Annotated in this window: 21 protein-coding genes; 4 read left to right on the forward strand and 17 right to left on the reverse strand. The window is 72.7% G+C overall.

Annotated elements, in window-relative coordinates; translation table 11 throughout:
* Positions 1-40: 40 nt before the first annotated feature.
* The 7 genes from AC54T2_RS17360 to pdxT all read right to left on the reverse strand — a co-directional run bounded on the left by AC54T2_RS17360 (position 41) and on the right by pdxT (position 4,775).
* Positions 41-589, reverse strand: a complete 549-nt coding sequence (locus AC54T2_RS17360; RefSeq protein WP_186341142.1) for an adenine phosphoribosyltransferase — start codon at positions 587-589, stop codon at positions 41-43.
* The gene (yajC, locus tag AC54T2_RS17365; protein ID WP_241005115.1) at positions 582-878 is read right to left on the reverse strand and encodes a preprotein translocase subunit YajC; all 297 of its coding nucleotides are present in this window, start codon (positions 876-878) and stop codon (positions 582-584) included. Before yajC ends, AC54T2_RS17360 begins: the two co-directional genes overlap by 8 nt.
* Before the next feature lie 67 nt (positions 879-945).
* Positions 946-2,070 (reverse strand): Holliday junction branch migration DNA helicase RuvB, encoded by a 1,125-nt coding sequence (gene ruvB / locus AC54T2_RS17370; protein WP_496666799.1) that lies wholly within the window; start codon positions 2,068-2,070, stop codon positions 946-948.
* A gap of 4 nt (positions 2,071-2,074) precedes the next feature.
* A complete protein-coding gene (gene ruvA, locus AC54T2_RS17375) occupies positions 2,075-2,674 on the reverse strand; it encodes a Holliday junction branch migration protein RuvA (protein ID WP_186341141.1) in 600 nt (199 codons plus the stop codon).
* A complete protein-coding gene (gene ruvC, locus AC54T2_RS17380; RefSeq protein ID WP_186341140.1) occupies positions 2,671-3,255 on the reverse strand; it encodes a crossover junction endodeoxyribonuclease RuvC in 585 nt (194 codons plus the stop codon). The genes ruvA and ruvC overlap by 4 nt, the downstream gene beginning before the upstream one ends.
* 113 nt (positions 3,256-3,368) lie before the next feature.
* Complete coding sequence (locus tag AC54T2_RS17385) at positions 3,369-4,142, reverse strand: YebC/PmpR family DNA-binding transcriptional regulator (RefSeq protein WP_496666800.1); 774 nt, start codon at positions 4,140-4,142, stop codon at positions 3,369-3,371.
* A gap of 36 nt (positions 4,143-4,178) precedes the next feature.
* A complete protein-coding gene (gene pdxT, locus AC54T2_RS17390; protein ID WP_496666801.1) occupies positions 4,179-4,775 on the reverse strand; it encodes a pyridoxal 5'-phosphate synthase glutaminase subunit PdxT in 597 nt (198 codons plus the stop codon).
* Positions 4,776-4,831: 56 nt separating this feature from the next.
* On the opposite strand from pdxT, the gene AC54T2_RS17395 reads away from it, so the two are divergent.
* Together AC54T2_RS17395 and AC54T2_RS17400 are read left to right on the forward strand one after the other, a co-directional pair.
* Positions 4,832-5,710, forward strand: coding sequence for a helix-turn-helix domain-containing protein (locus tag AC54T2_RS17395; protein WP_496666802.1), 879 nt, complete (start codon positions 4,832-4,834; stop codon positions 5,708-5,710).
* A complete protein-coding gene (locus AC54T2_RS17400) occupies positions 5,707-6,105 on the forward strand; it encodes a VOC family protein (RefSeq protein WP_496666803.1) in 399 nt (132 codons plus the stop codon). Before AC54T2_RS17395 ends, AC54T2_RS17400 begins: the two co-directional genes overlap by 4 nt.
* Positions 6,106-6,123: 18 nt before the next feature.
* Here AC54T2_RS17400 and pdxS read toward each other — a convergent pair whose 3' ends face one another.
* The 5 genes from pdxS to AC54T2_RS17425 all read right to left on the reverse strand — a co-directional run bounded on the left by pdxS (position 6,124) and on the right by AC54T2_RS17425 (position 9,773).
* Positions 6,124-7,035, reverse strand: coding sequence for a pyridoxal 5'-phosphate synthase lyase subunit PdxS (pdxS, locus tag AC54T2_RS17405; RefSeq protein ID WP_489976737.1), 912 nt, complete (start codon positions 7,033-7,035; stop codon positions 6,124-6,126).
* 65 nt (positions 7,036-7,100) lie between these two features.
* Positions 7,101-7,721 carry a phosphatidylinositol phosphate synthase gene (gene pgsA, locus AC54T2_RS17410; RefSeq protein WP_496666804.1) on the reverse strand — a complete coding sequence of 207 codons (621 nt, stop codon included), beginning with the start codon at positions 7,719-7,721 and terminating at the stop codon, positions 7,101-7,103.
* Between the two features lie 26 nt (positions 7,722-7,747).
* The gene (locus AC54T2_RS17415) at positions 7,748-8,437 is read right to left on the reverse strand and encodes a class I SAM-dependent methyltransferase (RefSeq protein WP_186341133.1); all 690 of its coding nucleotides are present in this window, start codon (positions 8,435-8,437) and stop codon (positions 7,748-7,750) included.
* 19 nt (positions 8,438-8,456) lie between these two features.
* Positions 8,457-9,230, reverse strand: a complete 774-nt coding sequence (locus AC54T2_RS17420; RefSeq protein ID WP_496666805.1) for an inositol monophosphatase family protein — start codon at positions 9,228-9,230, stop codon at positions 8,457-8,459.
* Between the two features lie 33 nt (positions 9,231-9,263).
* Positions 9,264-9,773, reverse strand: coding sequence for an HIT domain-containing protein (locus tag AC54T2_RS17425; RefSeq protein WP_489976735.1), 510 nt, complete (start codon positions 9,771-9,773; stop codon positions 9,264-9,266).
* 22 nt (positions 9,774-9,795) lie between these two features.
* On the opposite strand from AC54T2_RS17425, the gene AC54T2_RS17430 reads away from it, so the two are divergent.
* Both AC54T2_RS17430 and AC54T2_RS17435 read left to right on the forward strand, forming a co-directional pair.
* Entirely contained in the window at positions 9,796-10,329 is a 534-nt protein-coding gene (locus AC54T2_RS17430; protein WP_496666806.1) for a GNAT family N-acetyltransferase, read from the forward strand.
* A gap of 21 nt (positions 10,330-10,350) precedes the next feature.
* Positions 10,351-10,926, forward strand: a complete 576-nt coding sequence (locus tag AC54T2_RS17435; protein ID WP_186341129.1) for a hypothetical protein — start codon at positions 10,351-10,353, stop codon at positions 10,924-10,926.
* Between the two features lie 30 nt (positions 10,927-10,956).
* On the opposite strand, the gene AC54T2_RS17440 is transcribed toward AC54T2_RS17435, so the two are convergent.
* From AC54T2_RS17440 to AC54T2_RS17460, 5 genes are all read right to left on the reverse strand, one after another.
* On the reverse strand, positions 10,957-11,847 hold the full coding sequence (locus tag AC54T2_RS17440; RefSeq protein WP_496666807.1) for a phosphotransferase enzyme family protein: 891 nt from the start codon (positions 11,845-11,847) through the stop codon (positions 10,957-10,959).
* Positions 11,844-12,410: a ribonuclease FAU-1 family protein gene (locus tag AC54T2_RS17445; RefSeq protein ID WP_496666808.1), complete on the reverse strand. Its 567-nt coding sequence runs from the start codon at positions 12,408-12,410 to the stop codon at positions 11,844-11,846. Before AC54T2_RS17445 ends, AC54T2_RS17440 begins: the two co-directional genes overlap by 4 nt.
* Before the next feature lie 319 nt (positions 12,411-12,729).
* A complete protein-coding gene (locus tag AC54T2_RS17450) occupies positions 12,730-13,890 on the reverse strand; it encodes a MalY/PatB family protein (RefSeq protein ID WP_186341126.1) in 1,161 nt (386 codons plus the stop codon).
* 7 nt (positions 13,891-13,897) lie between these two features.
* Complete coding sequence (thrS, locus tag AC54T2_RS17455; RefSeq protein ID WP_186341125.1) at positions 13,898-15,901, reverse strand: threonine--tRNA ligase; 2,004 nt, start codon at positions 15,899-15,901, stop codon at positions 13,898-13,900.
* A 97-nt stretch (positions 15,902-15,998) separates the two neighbouring features.
* Positions 15,999-18,266, reverse strand: coding sequence for a catalase (locus tag AC54T2_RS17460; RefSeq protein WP_186341124.1), 2,268 nt, complete (start codon positions 18,264-18,266; stop codon positions 15,999-16,001).
* Positions 18,267-18,354 lie beyond the last annotated feature (88 nt).

Below are 18,354 nucleotides of genomic sequence, written 5' to 3' on the forward strand. Positions count from 1 at the left end.
GGGTGTCGGCGATCGATGCGCGGGGACGGGACGGGCACGGTCAGATCGTGAGCAGCGTGGCGATCGGAAGGTCGCCGGTGACCGCGCGCGGGTCGAGGAAGGAGAGCTCCATCAGCACCGACACACCGGTCACCACGCCGCCGGCGGTCTCGACGAGCTCGCGCGTCGCGCGCGCGGTGCCGCCGGTGGCGAGCACGTCGTCGACGAGGAGCACGCGCTCCCCCGGCGCGATGGCGTCCTTGTGCAGCTCGAGGGTGGCCTCGCCGTACTCGAGCGAGTAGGAGACGGCGTGGGCCTCGCGCGGCAGCTTGCCCGCCTTGCGCACCGGGACGAAGCCGACGCCGAGCGCCAGCGCCACCGGGGCCGCGAGGATGAAGCCGCGGGCCTCCATGCCGACGACCTTGTCGACGACCACGCGGCCGCGCTCGTCACGACCGGCGGCCGCCAGCGCGGCGATGACCGCGGAGAACGCCTCGTGGTCGGCCAGGACGGGGGTGATGTCCTTGAAGGTCACCCCTTCCTCGGGCCAGTCCGCGACGTCGACGACGAGGCGCTCGAGCGCCTCCTTCGCCGTACGACGATCAGGCATCGTCGCGGGGGTCGGCGTCGGGCTGCTGCAGCGGCTCGTCGACCTTGGCGATCGCCGCGCGCACGACCTCGATCTGGGTGCCCGGGGCGATCTCGAGCCGGGCGCGGTCGTCGGTGAGCGAGACCACGGTGCCGAAGATGCCGGAGGACGTCATCACGCGCTGGCCGACCTCGATGCTCTGCTGCAGGCGCAGGACCTCCTTCTGGCGGCGCTGCTGCGGGCGGATCACCATGAACCAGAAGAGGGCCACGATGGCGACCAGGGGCAGAAGGGCAGCGACATCGTTCACGGTGGGGGTCTCCTCGGGGGGTCGGGTGCGTGAGCGCGTGGGAGTCTACGCGGGTCGCCCGGCGAGCTCACACGTCGTCGAAGAGGCCGGAGTCGAGGGTGGAGTCGACGGTCGGGACGGCGGGCGGGGTGAGGCCGAGGTGCTGCCACGCGGCGGGCGTCGCGACCCGCCCTCGGGGGGTGCGGGCGAGCATGCCCAGCCGGACGAGGAAGGGCTCGGCCACCTCCTCGACGGTCTCGCGCTCCTCGCCGACCGCGACCGCGAGGGTGGAGACCCCCACCGGTCCCCCGCCGAACCGGCGGCAGAGCACGTCGAGCACGGCCCGGTCGAGCCGGTCGAGGCCGGACTCGTCGACCTCGAAGAGGTCGAGGGCCGCGTGGGCGACGGGCAGGCTCAGCACCCCGTCGGCCCGCACCTGGGCGTAGTCGCGGACCCGGCGCAGCAGGCGGTTGGCGATGCGGGGGGTGCCGCGCGAGCGTGACGCGATCTCGCTGGAGCCCTCGGGTGTGACGTGCACGCCGAGCAGCCCCGCGGAGCGGTGCACGATCCGGTCGAGCTCGTGGGGCTCGTAGAACTCGAGGTGGGCGGTGAAGCCGAACCGGTCGCGCAGGGGCCCCGGCAGCAGGCCGGCGCGGGTGGTGGCGCCGACGAGGGTGAACGGCGGGATCTCGAGCGGGATCGCGGTCGCACCCGGCCCCTTGCCGATGACGACGTCGACCCGGAAGTCCTCCATCGCCATGTAGAGCATCTCCTCGGCCGGGCGCGACATCCGGTGGATCTCGTCGACGAAGAGCACGTCGCCCTCGTTGAGCCCCGAGAGGATCGCCGCGAGGTCGCCGGCGTGGGTGATCGCCGGCCCGCTGGTGAGCCGCAGCGGCGTGCTCATCTCGGCGGCGATGATCATCGCGAGCGTGGTCTTGCCGAGCCCCGGCGGGCCGGACAGCAGCACGTGGTCGGGCGCCCGGCCGCGGCGGCGGGCGGCCTCGAGGACCAGCCCGAGCTGGTCGCGCACCCGCGCCTGCCCGACGACCTCGTCGAGCGTGCGGGGCCGCAGGGCCGCCTCCACCGCGCGCTCGTCGCCGTCGGCGTCGGCGTCGGTGAGCCGCTGGAGGTGGCCCAGCTCGGCGTCGGTGAGCCGGAGCTCGTCGTTGAGGTCGCCGTGGAGGTCCTCGTCGGTGTCGTCCCAGTTCATCGGCTCAGGCCTTGCTCAGCGTGCGGAGCGCGGCGCGCAGCAGCGCGCCGACGTCGGGCTGGTCGCCGGCCTCGGGAGCCACGGCGTCGACCGCCTTCTCCGACTCCTTGGCCGACCAGCCGAGGCCGACGAGGCCCTGCTGGACCTGGTCGCGCCAGGCCTCCGTGGGCGGGGACGCCGCGGCCGGGTGGTGGGCCCCGACGGGAGGACCGATGCGGTCCTTGAGCTCGAGGATGATGCGCTGGGCGCCCTTCTGCCCGATGCCGGGGACCCGGGTGAGCGCCTTGACGTCCTCGGTGGTCACGGCCCGGCGCACCTCGTCGGGGCTCATCACGGCCACGATGGCCTGGGCGACCTTGGGCCCGACCCCCGAGGCGGTCTGGACGATCTCGAAGACCTGCTTCTCGTCGTCGTCGAGGAAGCCGAAGATCGTCAGGCTGTCCTCGCGGACGACCATGCTCGTGGGCAGCGTCGCGGGGCGCCCGACCCGCAGCGTCGCCAGCGTGCCGGGGGTGCACATCAGCTCGAGCCCCACGCCACCGACCTCGAGGACGGCGCTGGACAAGGTGACGGCGGCGACCTCGCCGCGGACGAAGGCGATCATCGGGTCCTCACGTGGGTGGTGCTCGGTGGGGTGCTGGTCGGGCTGGGGCGCCGCGGGGCTCGTTGCTGCGCTCGGGCCTGGGCGGCGGCGGCCTCGAGCCGGGTGCTGGCCGAGCCCCGCCAGACGTGGGTGATGGCCAGCGCGAGCGCGTCGGCGGCATCGGCCGGCTTGGGCAGCTCGGCCAGCCGGAGGATCCGCACCACCATCGCGCCCACCTGGGCCTTGTCGGCTCGGCCGTTGCCGGAGACGGCCGCCTTGACCTCGCTCGGGGTGTGCATCGCGATGGGCAGGCCGCGCCGGGCGGCGACGACGAGCGCGATGCCGCTGGCCTGGGCGGTGCCCATGATGGTGCTGGAGTCGGAGCGGGCGAAGACCCGCTCCACGGCGACGGCGTCGGGCCGGTGCTCCTCGATCCAGGCGTCGAGGCCCTTCTCGATGGTGACCAGCCGCTCGGCGATCGGCAGGGAGGAGCTGGTGCGGACCACCCCGACGTCGACCAGCGTCAGCGGCCGGCCGACGCTGCCGTCGACCACCCCGACGCCGCAGCGGGTGAGGCCGGGGTCGATGCCGAGCACGCGCACGAAGCTCCCCTTCCGCCGTCGGTCCGGCCACGTCGTCCGAACATGTGTTCGTGCGACCACGCTAACCCGCGGCGGCCGCGGGTCGTCGTACGACACGCGGCACGGCGCGGGGCTCAGGCGTCGGCGGTCTCGAGCTCGGCCATCACCTCGGCGGGGATGTCGACGTTGGTGAAGACGTCCTGCACGTCGTCGAGGTCCTCGAGCGCGTCGACGAGCCGCAGCACCTTGGTCGCCCCGTCGGCGTCGACGGGGATCTCGAGGCTGGGCACGAACTCCACGTCGGCGGAGTCGTAGTCGATGCCGGCGTCCTGCAGCGCCGTGCGGACCGCGACGACGTCGGTCGCCTCGCTCTGCACCTGGAACGCCTCGTCGAGGTCGTTGACCTCCTCCGCGCCCGCGTCGAGGGTCGCCTCGAGGACGTCGTCCTCGCTCACCTCGCGGTCGTCCTGCGACTTGGGCACCATCACGACGCCCTTGCGGGTGAACAGCCGCGAGACCGACCCGGGGTCGGCCATGGTGCCGCCGTTGCGGGTGACCGCGGTGCGGACCTCCATCGCGGCGCGGTTCTTGTTGTCGGTGAGGCACTCGACGAGGAACGCGACGCCCTGCGGGCCGTAGACCTCGTAGGAGATGCCCTGGTAGTCGACCCCGCCCGACTCGGCGCCCGAGCCGCGCTTGACCGCGGAGTCGATGTTCTTGTTGGGGACCGAGCTCTTCTTCGCCTTCTGGATGGCGTCGTAGAGGGTCGGGTTGCCGGCGGGGTCGCCGCCGCCCTGCTTCGCCGCGACCTCGATGTTCTTGATCAGCTTGGCGAAGAGCTTGCCGCGCTTGGCGTCGATCGCGGCCTTCTTGTGCTTGGTCGTTGCCCACTTGGAGTGGCCTGACATGAGTCCCTCTATCCGTCGCTCGAGCCTGGGCGGTCGTCAGGCCGAGCGCACCAGGTCCACGAACATGCCGTGCACCCGGCCGTCGCCGCCGACCTCTGGGTGGAACGAGGTCGCCATCAGGGGGCCTTGACGGACCGCGACGATCCTACCCGCGGCCGGGCCGTCCTCCACCCGCCCCAGCACCTCGACGTCCTCGTCGACCGCCTCGACCCACGGCGCGCGGATGAAGATCGCCCGCACCGGGTCGGCCAGCCCGTCGAGGCGGAGGTCCTCCTCGAAGGAGTCGACCTGGCGCCCGAAGGCGTTGCGGCGCACGGTGATGTGCAGCCCGCCGACGCTCTCCTGGCCCGCCGCCCCGTCCTCGATGCGGTCGGCGAGCAGGATCATCCCGGCGCAGGTCCCGAAGGTGGGCAGCCCGCCGCGCACGGCGTCGCGCAGCGGCTCGAGCAGCTCGAAGACCGTCGCGAGCTTGACCATCGTCGTGGACTCCCCGCCCGGGATCACGAGGCCGTCGCAGGCGGCGAGCTCGGCCCGACGGCGTACGGCGACCGGGTCCGCGCCCGCGGCCCGCAGCACCTCGAGATGCTCGCGCACGTCGCCCTGCAGGGCCAGCACGCCGATGGTCGGGTCCACGAGCGCCGATCCTAGGTCGCGGTGACGCCGCCCGCCGGTTGGGGCACACTCGCCCCATGGGCGGCGGGTGGGAGCAGGTTCCGGAGGCGCGAGTCCCCGCGCCCCTCGCGCCGCACGTCACGTCGATGTACGGCTACGCGGCGAGCGGGCTGGCGCCGGGCGTGCACCGCGGACTCCCGTCGGCCGCGCTCACCCTGGTGCTGAGCCTCGACGAGCCGCTGCGCACCGCGCCCACGGCGAAGGACTGGGACGCCGGAGTCCGCGACGAGCAGTGGGTGAGCCTCGGCGGGCTGCACACCCGCCCGGCCATGGTCGAGCAGCCCGGTCGGTGGGCCGGGGTCCAGCTCACCCTCGACCCCGTGGGTGTGCGGCGGCTGCTGGGCGTCCCCGCGGCCGAGCTGCCTGTGGGCAGCTGGGACGCGCGCGACCTGTTCGGCGCCGAGGTCGACCGGGTGGTCGAGGAGATGCACGCGGCGCCCGACTGGAACGGGCGGTATGCCGCGGTCGCCGGCTTCCTGTCGCGCCGCATCCGCCGCACGCAGCGCGGCGCGGAGCCGCGCGACGCGTCCGCGGAGGTCCGCGAGGCGTGGCGGCTGCTCACCCGGCGGCGCCACCTCGCGGTGTCCGACGTGGCCGACGCCGTCGGCTACAGCCGCCGGCGGCTCCACCAGCTGATCACGGCCGAGACGGGCCACGGCCCGAAGACCGTCCAGCGGCTCGCCCGCTTCGACGTCGCCCGGCGCGCGGTGGTCGCGGCCGGCGCGTCGGGCTCGTCGCTCGCCCAGGTCGCCGCCCGCACCGGCTACTACGACCAGTCGCACCTGGTCCGCGACTTCAGGGAGTTCGCGGGCCTCGGGCCGTCGGCGTGGCTCGCCGCGGAGTTCCCAAATGTCCAAGGCGCACCACCCGGGGTCGCGGCAGCATCGCCGTCATGAGCGAACAGCACCCACCGACCGTGTGGCCCGCCCTGCAGGCCCACGACCCCGATGCCGTCATCCGCGCCCTCGTCGCCCTCGGGTTCGAGGAGACCGCGGCCTACCGCGACGAGGCGGGCGTCGTCCAGCACGCCCAGCTCGACTGGCCCGAGGGAGGCGGCGTGATGCTCGGCTGCCACAAGCCGGACGGCCCGTTCACGCAGCAGCCCGGCACCAGCGCGGCGTACGTCGTCGCGCCGGACGTCGACGCCGTGCACCGGCGCGCCGCCGAGGCGGGCCTCGAGCCCAGCGAGATCGTCGAGCAGGACTACGGCAGCCGTGAGTTCCGGGTCACCGACGCGGAGGGCAACCAGTGGTCGTTCGGCACCTACGCCGGCGAGCCGCGGCGAGGCTGAGCCCGCCGCGGTCCCGCGTCACCAGCCACGCTCGGCCAGGCGATGCGGCTGCGGGATCTCGTCGACGTTGATGCCGACCATCGCCTCGCCGAGCCCGCGCGAGACCTTGGCGACGACGTCGGGGTCGTCGTGGAACGTGGTGGCCTTGACGATCGCCTCGGCGCGCTGGGCCGGGTTGCCGGACTTGAAGATGCCCGAGCCCACGAACACGCCCTCGGCGCCGAGCTGCATCATCATCGCCGCGTCCGCCGGGGTGGCGATGCCGCCGGCGGTGAAGAGCACGACCGGCAGCTTGCCCGCCGCCGCGACCTCCTTGACCAGGTCGTAGGGCGCCTGCAGCTCCTTGGCCGCGACGTAGAGCTCGTCCTCGGACATGCCGTGCAGCCGGCGGAGCTCCCCGCCGATCGTGCGCATGTGCATGACCGCGTTGGACACGTCGCCCGTGCCCGCCTCGCCCTTGGAGCGGATCATCGCCGCGCCCTCGGTGATGCGGCGCAGCGCCTCGCCCAGGTTGGTCGCGCCGCACACGAACGGGACGGTGAAGGCCCACTTGTCGATGTGGTTGGCGTAGTCGGCCGGGGTGAGCACCTCGGACTCGTCGACGTAGTCGACGCCGAGCGACTGCAGCACCTGGGCCTCGGCGAAGTGGCCGATGCGGGCCTTGGCCATCACGGGGATCGAGACGGTCTCGATGATGGAGTCGATCATGTCGGGGTCGCTCATCCGCGACACCCCGCCCTGGGCGCGGATGTCGGCGGGCACCCGCTCCAGCGCCATCACCGCGACGGCGCCGGCGTCCTCGGCGATCCGGGCCTGCTCGGCGGTCACGACGTCCATGATCACGCCGCCCTTGAGCATCTCGGCCATGCCGCGCTTGACGCGGCTGGTGCCGTGCTCGATGGGGGTCTGCGACGAGGTGTGCTCAGCCATGCCTCGATCGTAGTGCCGCCCCGCCCGGACGGGGGCATCGGCGTGAGACCTGGATCACACCGCGCTCAGGCTTGGGAGGCCGCCCGGTCGAGGGCCTGGCGGCGCACCACCCAGATGCGCTGGGCGACCGTCACCGAGCTCAGCGCCCCGAGCAGCGCGAGGCCCCACGCGAGCACCAGCGGCTGGTCGCTCAGCTCGGCGGCGATGGCGGCGATGCCCAGGACCACGAGCCGGTCGGCGCGCTCCATGATGCCCACGCGGGCGGTGAAGCCGAGCGACTCGGCCCTGGCCCGGGCGTAGGAGGTCGAGACGCCCGTGACGAGGCAGAAGAGGGCCATGGCGGCCCCGAACATCGAGTCGCCGGGTCCGGCGAAGTAGAGGATCACCGCGCCGAAGACCACGGCGTCGGCGATGCGGTCGAGCGTCGAGTCGAGGAACGCCCCGAACGCGCTCGCCCGCTCGCTCATCCTGGCCATCGTGCCGTCGAGCAGGTCGAAGAGCGCGAAGACCGTCACGACGAGCGCGGCGACGACCAGCTCGCCGCGCGGCGCGAACCACAGCGCGGCGGTGCAGGTCGCGATCGTGCCGACCAGCGTGACCGCGTCGGGGCTCACCCCCAGGCGCAGCAGCAGGCGGGCGATCGGCGAGATGATCGCGGTGACGAGGCCGCGGAGGTGTTCGAGCATGGTGGCCGCAGGCTACCGGTACCGCCTCATACGGGCCGCGCGCGGAACGCGAAAGCCAGGTACGAGAGGTCGCCGACCGCCTTTGCCACGACCCGCGACGCGCGAGGAAAACGAGCGTTGCCCATGGCGACGACGGGGAAGAACTCCTCGACCTCGTAGCCGGCCGTGGCAAAGAGGTCGTGAGCGCTCGACCGGGTGAAGAAGCGCAGGTGCGTGCGGTCGAGCAGCCCGGAGTCGACATAGTCGAACCTCCCGCGTACGGCGAGGTCGAAGAGGAACGGCAGGTGGCGGATGTTGGGAAGCTCTCCCACGATCACGCCGCCCGGGTGGAGCCGCTCGCGGGTGACCCGAAGGGCGTGCCACGGGTCGGTCATGTGCTCGAGCACGTGGTTGAAGCTGACACAGTCGAAGGCACCGGGCACCTCCTTGAGCGCGTCCGGGTAGAAGCCGCACGCCACGCCGGTCAGCTTCTGGGCTGCCGCCGCTGCGTCGAGGTCGTGCGGTTCGATGCCCCAGACCTCCCGACCAGGGACGCGCGCTTTCAGCCCGGCACCGAAGGTGCCGTCGTTGCACCCGACGTCGAGGACCCGGCGGGCGGAGTCGGGCACCAGGTCGGCGACGTGGGCGCGCGACTCCGACCAGTAGGGCGAATCAACGCCCTGGAAGGTGCGCGCGACAGGACGCGCGTCATCAGGGCGGGTCGGGCGCTGTGTCATGGGGTGACCCTAGTGGCCATCACGCTGGACTGAGCAGCGCGGCGCGGACGTCCGCAACCGCGGCGGGTGCACCCGTCACCGTCCAGTCGACCCCCCCGGCGCGTAGGACGACCGCGTCCCCGCCCGCACCGCGGATGATCGCCGCGCCGGGCAGCCGGTCCCAGGCCGGGACCGAGTGCTGGAAGAGCACGTCCCACTGGCCGGACGCGATCGCGACCATGTCCATCGTCCCGGAGCCGAACATCCGCAGGGTGCCGACCTGCCCGAGCGCCCGGGTGAACGCCTCCCCCACCTCGGTGCCGAAGTAGGGCGGGTGCAGGTAGCTCGCGGCACACCGCGCCCCGGGCGGCGTGTCCGGGAGCGGGGCGAGGGGTGTGCCGTCGCAGGTGCTGGGCAGGGCCGGACCGCCGACCCAGGTGCGGAGCGTGGCGGCGTGGTGGACCGCGCCGAGCAGCACGTCGTCCTCGTCGTGCAGCGCGATCGCGGAGCACCACCAGTCGCTGCCCCGGGAGAAGTTGTAGGTGCCGTCGACGGGGTCGATCACCCAGGTCCGGCCCGAGGTGCCTGCTCGCGAGGCGCCCTCCTCCCCCACGATCGCGTCGTCGGGGCGCTCGGCGGCGAGCTGCTGCACGATCAGCCGCTCGGCCGCGGTGTCGGCCTGGGTGACGACGTCGGACCCGCTGGTCTTGCGCTCGACGTCGAGGCCCTCGGCGCGGATGCGCGCGGCGAGCAGCGCCGCCTCGCGGACCAGGTCGGCAGCGAGGGCGGCGTCGGCGCGCAGGCGGGTGGTCACCCGACGACACTACCGAGCGACCCGGGGCCGTGCTCAGGCTCCGGGCCAGGCGTCGGCGAGCAGTGCGCGGGTGTCCTCGAGCAGCTGGGGGAGCATCTTGGTGCCGCCGACGACGGTGATGAAGTTGGCGTCGCCGGTCCACCGCGGCACCACGTGCTGGTGCAGGTGCTCCGACAGCGAGCCGCCCGCGGACCGGCCGAGGTTGAGCCCGACGTTGAACGAGTCGGGCCGGCTCACCGCGCGCAGGGTGCGCAGCGCCTGCTGCGTCATCGTCATCAGCTCGGTCGCCTCCTCGGTCGTGAGGTCCGTGAGGTCGGCGACGTGGCGGTAGGGCAGCACCATCAGGTGGCCGGGGTTGTAGGGGTGCAGGTTGAGCACGACGTACGTCGACGCGCCGCGCGCGACGACCAGCGACTCGTCGTCGGGGTGCGACGGGATCGCGCAGAACGGGCAGCCGTCGTCGTCGACCGCCGTGCGGACGTACGCCATCCGGTGGGGCGTCCAGATCCGCTCGAGCCCGCCGCCACTCGTCCCACCAGTCATGCAGCGATCCTAGGGTGGGCCCATGACGTCGATCCGACCGGCACGCGACGCCGACATGGGTGCCGTCGCGGACCTGTGGCACGAAGGGTGGCACGACGGACACGCGGGGCACGTGCCCGGCGGGCTGACTGCCGCGCGCACCCTCGCGGCCTTCCACGAGCGCACGCCGCCCAGGGTGGCGGACACGACGGTCGCGGTCGCCGACGATGGGTCGCTGCAGGGGTTCGTGATGGTCGTGGACGACGAGGTGGAGCAGCTCTTCGTCGCCCGGTCGGCGCGCGGCGCCGGGGTCGCGGAGGACCTCCTCGCCGAGGCCGAGCGCCAGATGGCCGCCACCGGGCACGAGACCGCCTGGCTGGCGGTGGTGGTCGGCAACGTGCGGGCGCGCCGGTTCTACGAGCGCTGCGGGTGGGCGGACCGCGGCGACCTGCCCTACGAGGTGGCGGCCGGCGACCAGACGTTCGTCTCGCCGTGCCGGAGGTACGAGAAGCCCGTGCGCCGAACGCCCAGCGGTGCGGACTCCAACAGTGGGATAGTGCCTCGCACTCACCGCTGACCGAACCGGGGGAACACCACCATGACCACGTCCCGGACCACCAGGCTGCTGACCGCGCCGATCGCCTGCGTGCTCGCGATCGCCCTGGGCACCACCGCGCCGGCGTCCGCCTCGAGCACCACCAAGCAGGATCCCCGGAACGACGTCGTCCTCGGCGACGCGAACCGCGGCCTCGACCTGGCGGCCGTGCAGCTCAAGACCCAGCACCGCAAGAAGAGCATCCGCGTCACCTTCAAGCTGCACTCGCCGGTGTCCTCCGCCGCCACCCTGATGAAGCCGGGCGGCGTGGCAGTGGAGTTCATCAAGAACAAGCGGATCTGGCGCATCGTGCGGATCGCCACGACGGACGGGGTCCTGGGCAGTGACGTGTGCAGCTATGCCAGGAGCGGGGAGGTCATCGAGCCCTACGACTGCAGCACGCTGCCGGTCACCCAGGTCGATGCCACGACCTATCGCACCGTCGTCGAGCTCAGGCAGGTCAAGAAGGGCGCCAAGGTGCTGCAGTGGACGGCAGGGTCGATGGACTTCAGCGCCGGCACACCCGTGGTGGACTCGCTGACGGCCAAGGACCGCAGGCCGTTCCGCTGGCGGCTCTGACCTGGACCGACCTGTCGGGCACGGTGATGGCTAGGTAGCGACGCCGAGCGCGGCGAGGCGTCGCCGGGCGTCGGTGAGGCCCTTTTCGTTGTCGGCGCGGTCGACTCCCCCGGTGCGGTCGTCGGACGCCAGCCGGCCGGCGAAGTAGACGCCCTGCACGGCCTCTCGGAAGCGGCTGAACGCGTCGAGGTGGCGCATCTCCTCGGCGCGGAGTGGGCCGCTCGCCAGGTAGGTGCGCAGGAAGCGCGAGGCGTGCTCCCGGCCGCCGAGGTACATGACGGCGGACGCGACGTCGTAGAGGACAGGCCCCCGCCGCGCCCCCGCCCAGTCGACCAGGCCCGTGACGCCCGAGCGGTCGTCGTGGAGGAACGCCTCGGGTGCGGGGTCGGTGTGCAGAGTCGCCCAGGTCACGGTCAGGGCGTCGGTCTCGGCCCGCACCGCCTCGATGGCTGCCACGAGCCACGGATGAGCGGTCACGCCGGGCATCCGTGGGTCGAGCCAGTCCGTCGCGAAGGCGGCGGGGCTGGGCCCCGGCGCCGGGTCCGAGGCCGCGTGGACACCGGCGAGCGTGCTCGCGATCCACTCCTGCTCCTCGTCGGCCTCTCCGTCCAGCTCCCGGCCGGGCACGTGCCGGAGCAGCGCGAGCGGCGGGTCGGTCAGGATCATCCGGCCGTCACGGGTGGGGACCGGATGCCCGGTGACGAAGCCCGACCGGGCGAGCGTCGTCGCGACCTCTCCCCCGGTGGCCAGATCCGCTGCGGCTGCTCGTGACACCGCCTTGGCGACGTACGTCGAGCCCTCGTGCTCGACGAGCCAGGTCTCCGAGTTCATCCCACCCCCCAACGACGTGACCGCGGCGCCGCTCATGCCCCAGAAGGTCTCCAGCAGGTCGCTCGGGCTCGTCCCGCGGCGTCCGGTCACGACGGACCGTCCGTGCCGCTGCTGGGGGCGGTGGGCGACCAGTCGGTCCACGCGGACCACCAGTGCTCGTCGCGGTCGAGCGACGCTTCGACGTGCGCCGCCTCGGCGAGGACATCGAGGACCGTCTGCGGAGAGATGCGCCCCTCGACCCGCTGGTGGTGCAGGTCCGCCACGTCCTTCCAGCGCCGCTGGCCCGAGGCGTCCACGACGAGGTCCAGCCCGTAGTCGTCGGTGTCGATGTGCCCGGGGCCGCGTGTCAGCGGTGCCTCGAAGTTGATGTACCAGTGACGGAACGAGCCGTCGGGATCGAAGAACTTCCACACGCTGTAGAGGTCACCGGCTCGGTAGAGCTGGAGCACGATCGCACCACGCCACTCCGAGTGCATCGCCCACGGGTGCACCCCGAACGGGTGAGCCGGGAAGGTGAACGCCGAGCCCGGGTCGAGCCGGACGGCCAGCCGGTCCCCGTCGTCGTGCACCACGGTCACCGGCGAGGTGAGCCACGCTCGGCCGTGCAGCACTTCGCGTCGCTCGATGACCTGGCCGGTCCGGAAGGGAGGCATGGTCGGACCCTAGGGGACCGGACGTACCGGTGGCCCCGCCACCGGGCCGGTGGCCGGGTGTGGGACGGGGTCGTCGATCCGGTGGTGTTGAGGTCGACGACCGCCTTGATGGTGACCGTGGTGCTGGAGTCGGCACACCAGGCGCGGACGTGGTCGAGCGGGACCGGCCGCCGCCCGTCCTCCACCCGAGCAGCGCCACTAGGACAGTCCCGTCCCCGCTGGGACACCCGGATCCGGGTGGTTGAGCGGGGACGTGACCGCTTGAGCACCCCTCGTAGACCGTGGCGTGGGGCGGGGCGACGAGCGCGACCTACGCGAGCTACGTCCAGGCCTTCGCCAGCCGCGCCACGATCTCGGTGAGCCGGTCGGGCGAGGTGGCGAAGTTGAGCCGCACGTGGCCGGTGGTGCCGGGGGCGTAGGACTCCCCTGCGCTGACCTGCACACGGCCACGCTCGAGGGCGACGGCGGCGGCGTCCGCGTGACCGTAGGCGGACGCGTCGAGCCAGGCGAGGTAGGTCGCCTCGACGGGGCGCATCCGCACCTCGGGCAGGTGGGTGGCGAGCAGCTCGCCGAGCAGGGCGCGCTGCTGGTCGAGGCGATCGACGAGCGAGGCGAGCCACGGGTCGCCCAGGCCGTAGGCCGCCCGGGCGGCGATCGCCCCGAGCGGCGAGTGCGAGTCGTTGCGCGCCATCGGCTGGTCCGCGAGCAGGGAACGGTCGGCCGCGGACGGCACGACGAGCTGCGCGCACCGCAGCCCGGCGGTGTTGAACGCCTTCGACGCGGCCACCACGGCCACTGCGTGGTCGTGGGTGCCCTCGACCGACAGGTAGGAGACGTGCTCGGCGCCGGGCAGGACGAGCGGCGCGTGGATCTCGTCGCTCACCACCCGCGCCCCGTGGCGCACGACCACGTCGCGGATGCCCTCGAGCTCGGCGCGGGTGAAGACGCGGCCCCACGGGTTGTGGGGCTGGGTCAGCAGCAGCGTCCGGGCCCCCTCGGCGAAGAGGCGGTCGAGCCGATCGAGGTCGATCTCGGCCCGCTCCGCGGACGCGGGCACGTCGAGGCGCACCTCCTCGCGGCCCGTGACGCTCGCCAGCCCGAACTGCGCGTTGTAGCCCGGCGTCGGGAAGACGACGCCGCCGGGCCCGCTGAGCACGTCGAGCGCGAGCCGCACGCCCGCCGTCACGTCGACCACCGGGATCACCGCCTCGGGCTCCGGCGCCCAGCCGACGTGCCGCGCCGACCAGCCGGCGTACGCCTCGGCGAGGGCGGGGTCGAAGCCGTAGAGCGGGTAGCCGGTGATGCCGTCGGCGAGCGCCTGCTGCACCGCGCCGAGCACCACAGGGTCGACGGCGTAGTCCATCTCGGCGACCCACGCCGGGAGCACGTCGTCGGGCACGCCCCACTTGAGCGGCAGCGCGCGGCGCGCCTGCTCGTCGGTCAGGTCGACGACCGGGCGCCGCTCCCCCGCGTCCCCCACGCCGGGCTCAGACCTGCTCGCGCGAGGCCACCGCGGCCGCCACCCGCTCGATCGCCTCGGCCAACGGCACGCCGTTGTCCTGGCGGCCGTCGCGGTAGCGGAACGACACGGCGCCCGCCTCGACGTCGTTGTCGCCGGCGATCATCATGAACGGCACCTTGGCCAGCTGGGCGTTGCGGATCTTCTTCTGCATCCGGTCGTCGGAGTCGTCGACCTCGACCCGCAGCCCCTGCGCCTTCATCTGCCGCGCGATGTCGAACAGGTAGTCGTTGTGCCGCTCGGCGATCGGGATGCCCTGCACCTGGACGGGAGCCAGCCAGGGCGGGAACGCGCCGGCGTAGTGCTCGACGAGGACGCCGATGAACCGCTCGATCGAGCCGAACTTCGCCGAGTGGATCATCACCGGCTGCTGCCGGGTGCCGTCGGCGGCGACGTACTCGAGGTTGAAGCGGTCGACGGCCGGCTGGTTGAAGTCGTACTGGATCGTGGACATCTGCCAGGTGCGCCCGATCGCGTCCTTGGCCTGCACCGAGATCTTGGGGCCGTAGAAGGCGGCACCACCCGGGTCGGGCACGAGGTCGACGCCGAACTTGCGCGCGGCGGTCTCGAGCACCGACGTCGCGGTCTCCCACTGGTCGTCGGAGCCGATGAACTTGTCGGGCTTGGAGTCGTCGCGCGTCGACAGCTCGAAGTAGTAGTCGTCGAGCCCGAAGTCGCGCAGCAGGCCGGTGACGAAGGTCAGCAGGTGCTCGACCTCGGCGGGAGCCTGCTCCGGGGTGACGTAGGAGTGCGAGTCGTCCTGGGTCATCGCCCGCACGCGGGTCAGGCCGTGCACCACGCCGGACTTCTCGTAGCGGTAGACCGACCCGAACTCGAAGAACCGCAGCGGCAGCTCGCGGTAGGAGCGCTGCCGGGAGCGGTAGATGAGGTTGTGCATGGGGCAGTTCATCGCCTTGAGGCGGTATTCGGCGTGCTCCATCTCCATCGGCGGGAACATGGTGTCCGCGTAGTAGGGCAGGTGCCCGGAGGTGTGGAACAGCCCGTCCTTGCTGATGTGCGGGGTGCCGACGTAGTCGAAGCCCTCCTCGAGGTGCCGGCGGCGGACGTAGTCCTCCATCTCCCGCTTGATGACGCCACCCTTGGGGTGGAACACCGCCATGCCCGACCCGATCTCGTCGGGGAACGAGTAGAGGTCGAGCTCGCGACCGAGCTTGCGGTGGTCGCGGCGCTCGGCCTCCTCGAGGCGGTGCAGGTGCTCCTCGAGCGCCTCCTTGGTCTCCCAGGCGGTGCCGTAGATGCGCTGGAGCTGCTTGTTCTTCTCGTCGCCGCGCCAGTAGGCCGCCGCTGAGCGCATCAGCTTGAACGCCGGGATCCGCTTGGTCGTCGGCAGGTGCGGGCCGCGGCACAGGTCGGACCACGCGACGTCGCCGTTGCGCCGGACGTTGTCGTAGATGGTGAGCTCGCCGCCGCCGACCTCGACGCTGGCGCCCTCGCCGATCGACTCCGGGTCCTCGGCGCCCGCGCCGCCCTTGAGCCCGATCAGCTCGATCTTGTAGGGCTCGTCCTTGAGCTCGTCGAGCGCCTCGGCATCGGTGGTCACCCGGCGCTCGAACCGCTGGCCCTCCTTGATGATCTTGCGCATCGCGGTCTCGATCTTGGCGAGGTCCTCGGGCACGAACGGGGTCTCGACGTCGAAGTCGTAGTAGAAGCCGTTGGTGATCGGCGGGCCGATCCCGAGCCGGGCCTCGGGCCAGATCTGCTGCACCGCCTGCGCCAGCACGTGGGCGGTCGAGTGGCGCAGGATGTCGCGACCGTCGGGGCTGTCGATCGCCACGCCCTCGACCTCGTCGCCGTCGACGAGCTCGTAGGCGAGGTCCTTGAGCGTGCCGTCGACGCGCGCGGCGATGACGTCGGCGTCGTCGCGGAACAGCTCCCACGCCTTGGTGCCGGTCGTGACCGTGGTCTCCGCACGCTGATCGGCGTGGACGCGGACGACCTTGATGTCGGGCACGAGAGCTCCTGGAAGAGGTGGGACGGGATGTCGATGCGAGCCTATCGGCCGGGCTGCGGCCGGCTCACCCCGGTTTCGGCGTCCCACCTCGACGCGGTCAGACGCTGGTCGCGAAGCGCTCCCACGACCGGTGCCCGGCGAGCAGCGTCATCAGGTCGCCCTGGACGTCACCCGCCCCGTCGCCGGTCAGCACACCGGCGCCGGCGAGGCCGAGCTCGTCCACCACGGCGCGCCCCTCGCCGAAGGCCACGACGGCCTTGCAGTGGCGGAAGCACTCCTCCACCAGCAGGCCCACGCGCGGGTCGGTGGCGACGGTGGCGGCGGCCCCGGCCTTGCTGTCCCGGCTGGTCAACGCGTCGGCGGCCGGCGGGGCGGCGCCGGCGACCACGAGTGCGTCGAACTCGATGGACCGCGCGGTCGCGAAGGTGCGCTGGGCCACCAGGCCCTCCCCCAGCTCGCCGCCACGGGGCGCGATGAGCAGCGGCAGCACCCCGGCCGCCATCAGCTCCTCACGCAGCGCCGCGACGCCCGACAGGTCGCCGTCCGGGTCGACGACGATCCCCACGAGGCGACCGTCGGCCGGCCAGGTCTCGCCGAGCTGCGACAGCGCAGGGCTGGGCCGGGGCTCGTCGTACTGCACGGTGGGCTCGGGAGCGGGCAGGCCGAGGGACTGCGCGACGCGGGCGCACAGCCCGGCGTCGATGTTGGCCAGGGCCAGCAGCTGGCGCTCCTTGATCGCCTGCTCGTAGCACTTGCCCAGCTCGAAGGAGTAGGCGTTGACGATGTGCTCCTGCTCGACCGCGCTCATGCTCAGCCAGAACAGTCGCGCCTGGCTGAAGTGGTCGTCGTACGACGCCGGGTTCTCGCGGACCTTCGAGCCCTCGGGCACCGTCACCGGCACGTCGACGAACGCCCCCTCGTCGGCACCCGCGAAGAACGGGCAGCCCGCGTCGAGCGAGTTGGGCTTGTAGGGCGCGACCCCGCCGTGCACCGCCTGCTGGTGGAAGCCGTCGCGGTGGTTGTCGTTGACCGGCGCGTGCGGGCGGTTGATCGGGATCTGGTTGAAGTTCGGCCCCGCCAGCCGGGTGAGCTGGGTGTCGAGGTAGGAGAAGTTGCGGGCCATCAGCAGCGGGTCGTCCGTGCCGTCGATGCCCGGCACGAGGTGGCCGGTGTGGAAGGCGACCTGCTCGGTCTCGGCGAAGAAGTTCGTCGGGTTCCCGTTGAGGGTCAGGGTGCCGATGACCTGCACGGGCGCCAGCTCCTCGGGCACGAGCTTGGTCGAGTCGAGCAGGTCGATCCCCTCGAACATCTGGTCGGGGGTGTCCGGGAAGGTCTGGATGCCGAGGTCCCACGAGGGGAACGCGCCCGCCTCGATGGCGTCATAGAGGTCGCGGCGGTGGAAGTCGGGGTCGACCCCGCCCGCGAGCTGCGCCTCCTCCCACGTGAGGGAGTGCACCCCGAGCCGGGGCTTCCAGTGGAACTTCACGAGCGTCGTGCCGCCCTCGGCGTCGACGAGCCGGAACGTATGGACGCCGAAGCCCTCCATCATCCGGTAGCTGCGCGGGATGCCGCGGTCCGACATGTTCCAGAGCGCGTGGTGCTGGGCCTCGGTGTGCAGCGACACGAAGTCCCAGAACGTGTCGTGGGCGCTCTGCGCCTGCGGGATCTCCCGGTCGGGGTGCGGCTTGCCCGCGTGGATGACGTCGGGGAACTTGATCCCGTCCTGGATGAAGAAGACCGGGATGTTGTTGGCGACCAGGTCCCAGTTGCCCTCGCGGGTGTAGAACTTCGTCGCGAAGCCGCGGGTGTCGCGCACGGTGTCGGCCGACCCGCGGGACCCGAGGACCGTCGAGAAGCGCACGAAGACGCGGGTCTCCTCACCCTTCTCGAAGACGCCCGCACGCGAGACCTGCGACGCCGCGCCGTTCGCGACGAAGACGCCGTGGGCTCCCGCGCCGCGGGCGTGGACGACGCGCTCGGGGATGCGCTCGTGGTCGAAGTGCATGATCTTCTCGCGGAGGTGGTGGTCCGAGAGGAGGGTCGGGCCGCGCGGTCCGGCCTTGAGCGAGTGGTCGCTGTCGCCGATCCGCACGCCGGTCGCGGTGGTGAGGTAGGCACCCTGCTGCGCGCTGGCGGTGGCCGGGTCTGCGCTCGGGGCGCCGGTGGGCGAGAGGGGCGTGGGCTGCTGCTGGTCCGGCTTCGGTGGCGGGACCTCGCGCGGCTCGGTGGGCTCCTCGAGCGTCGGCGGCTCGCTGCCGGGGGCACCGGGGACGGGCTTGTCGGTGAGCGAGACGGCCTCGGCGACGGCGTCGACGACCTCACCTGCCGCCTTCTTCGCGGCGGCCACGGGCTTGCTGGCGTTCATGCACTCTCCTGGGGTCGTGGGGCGGGTGCTTCCTGTTCCCCCGAGGTGGGGGTCCATGCGCCCGACCGCGGTCCGATCACGACCCGAC

This window comes from Nocardioides sp. Z35_8 (assembly GCF_059621125.1).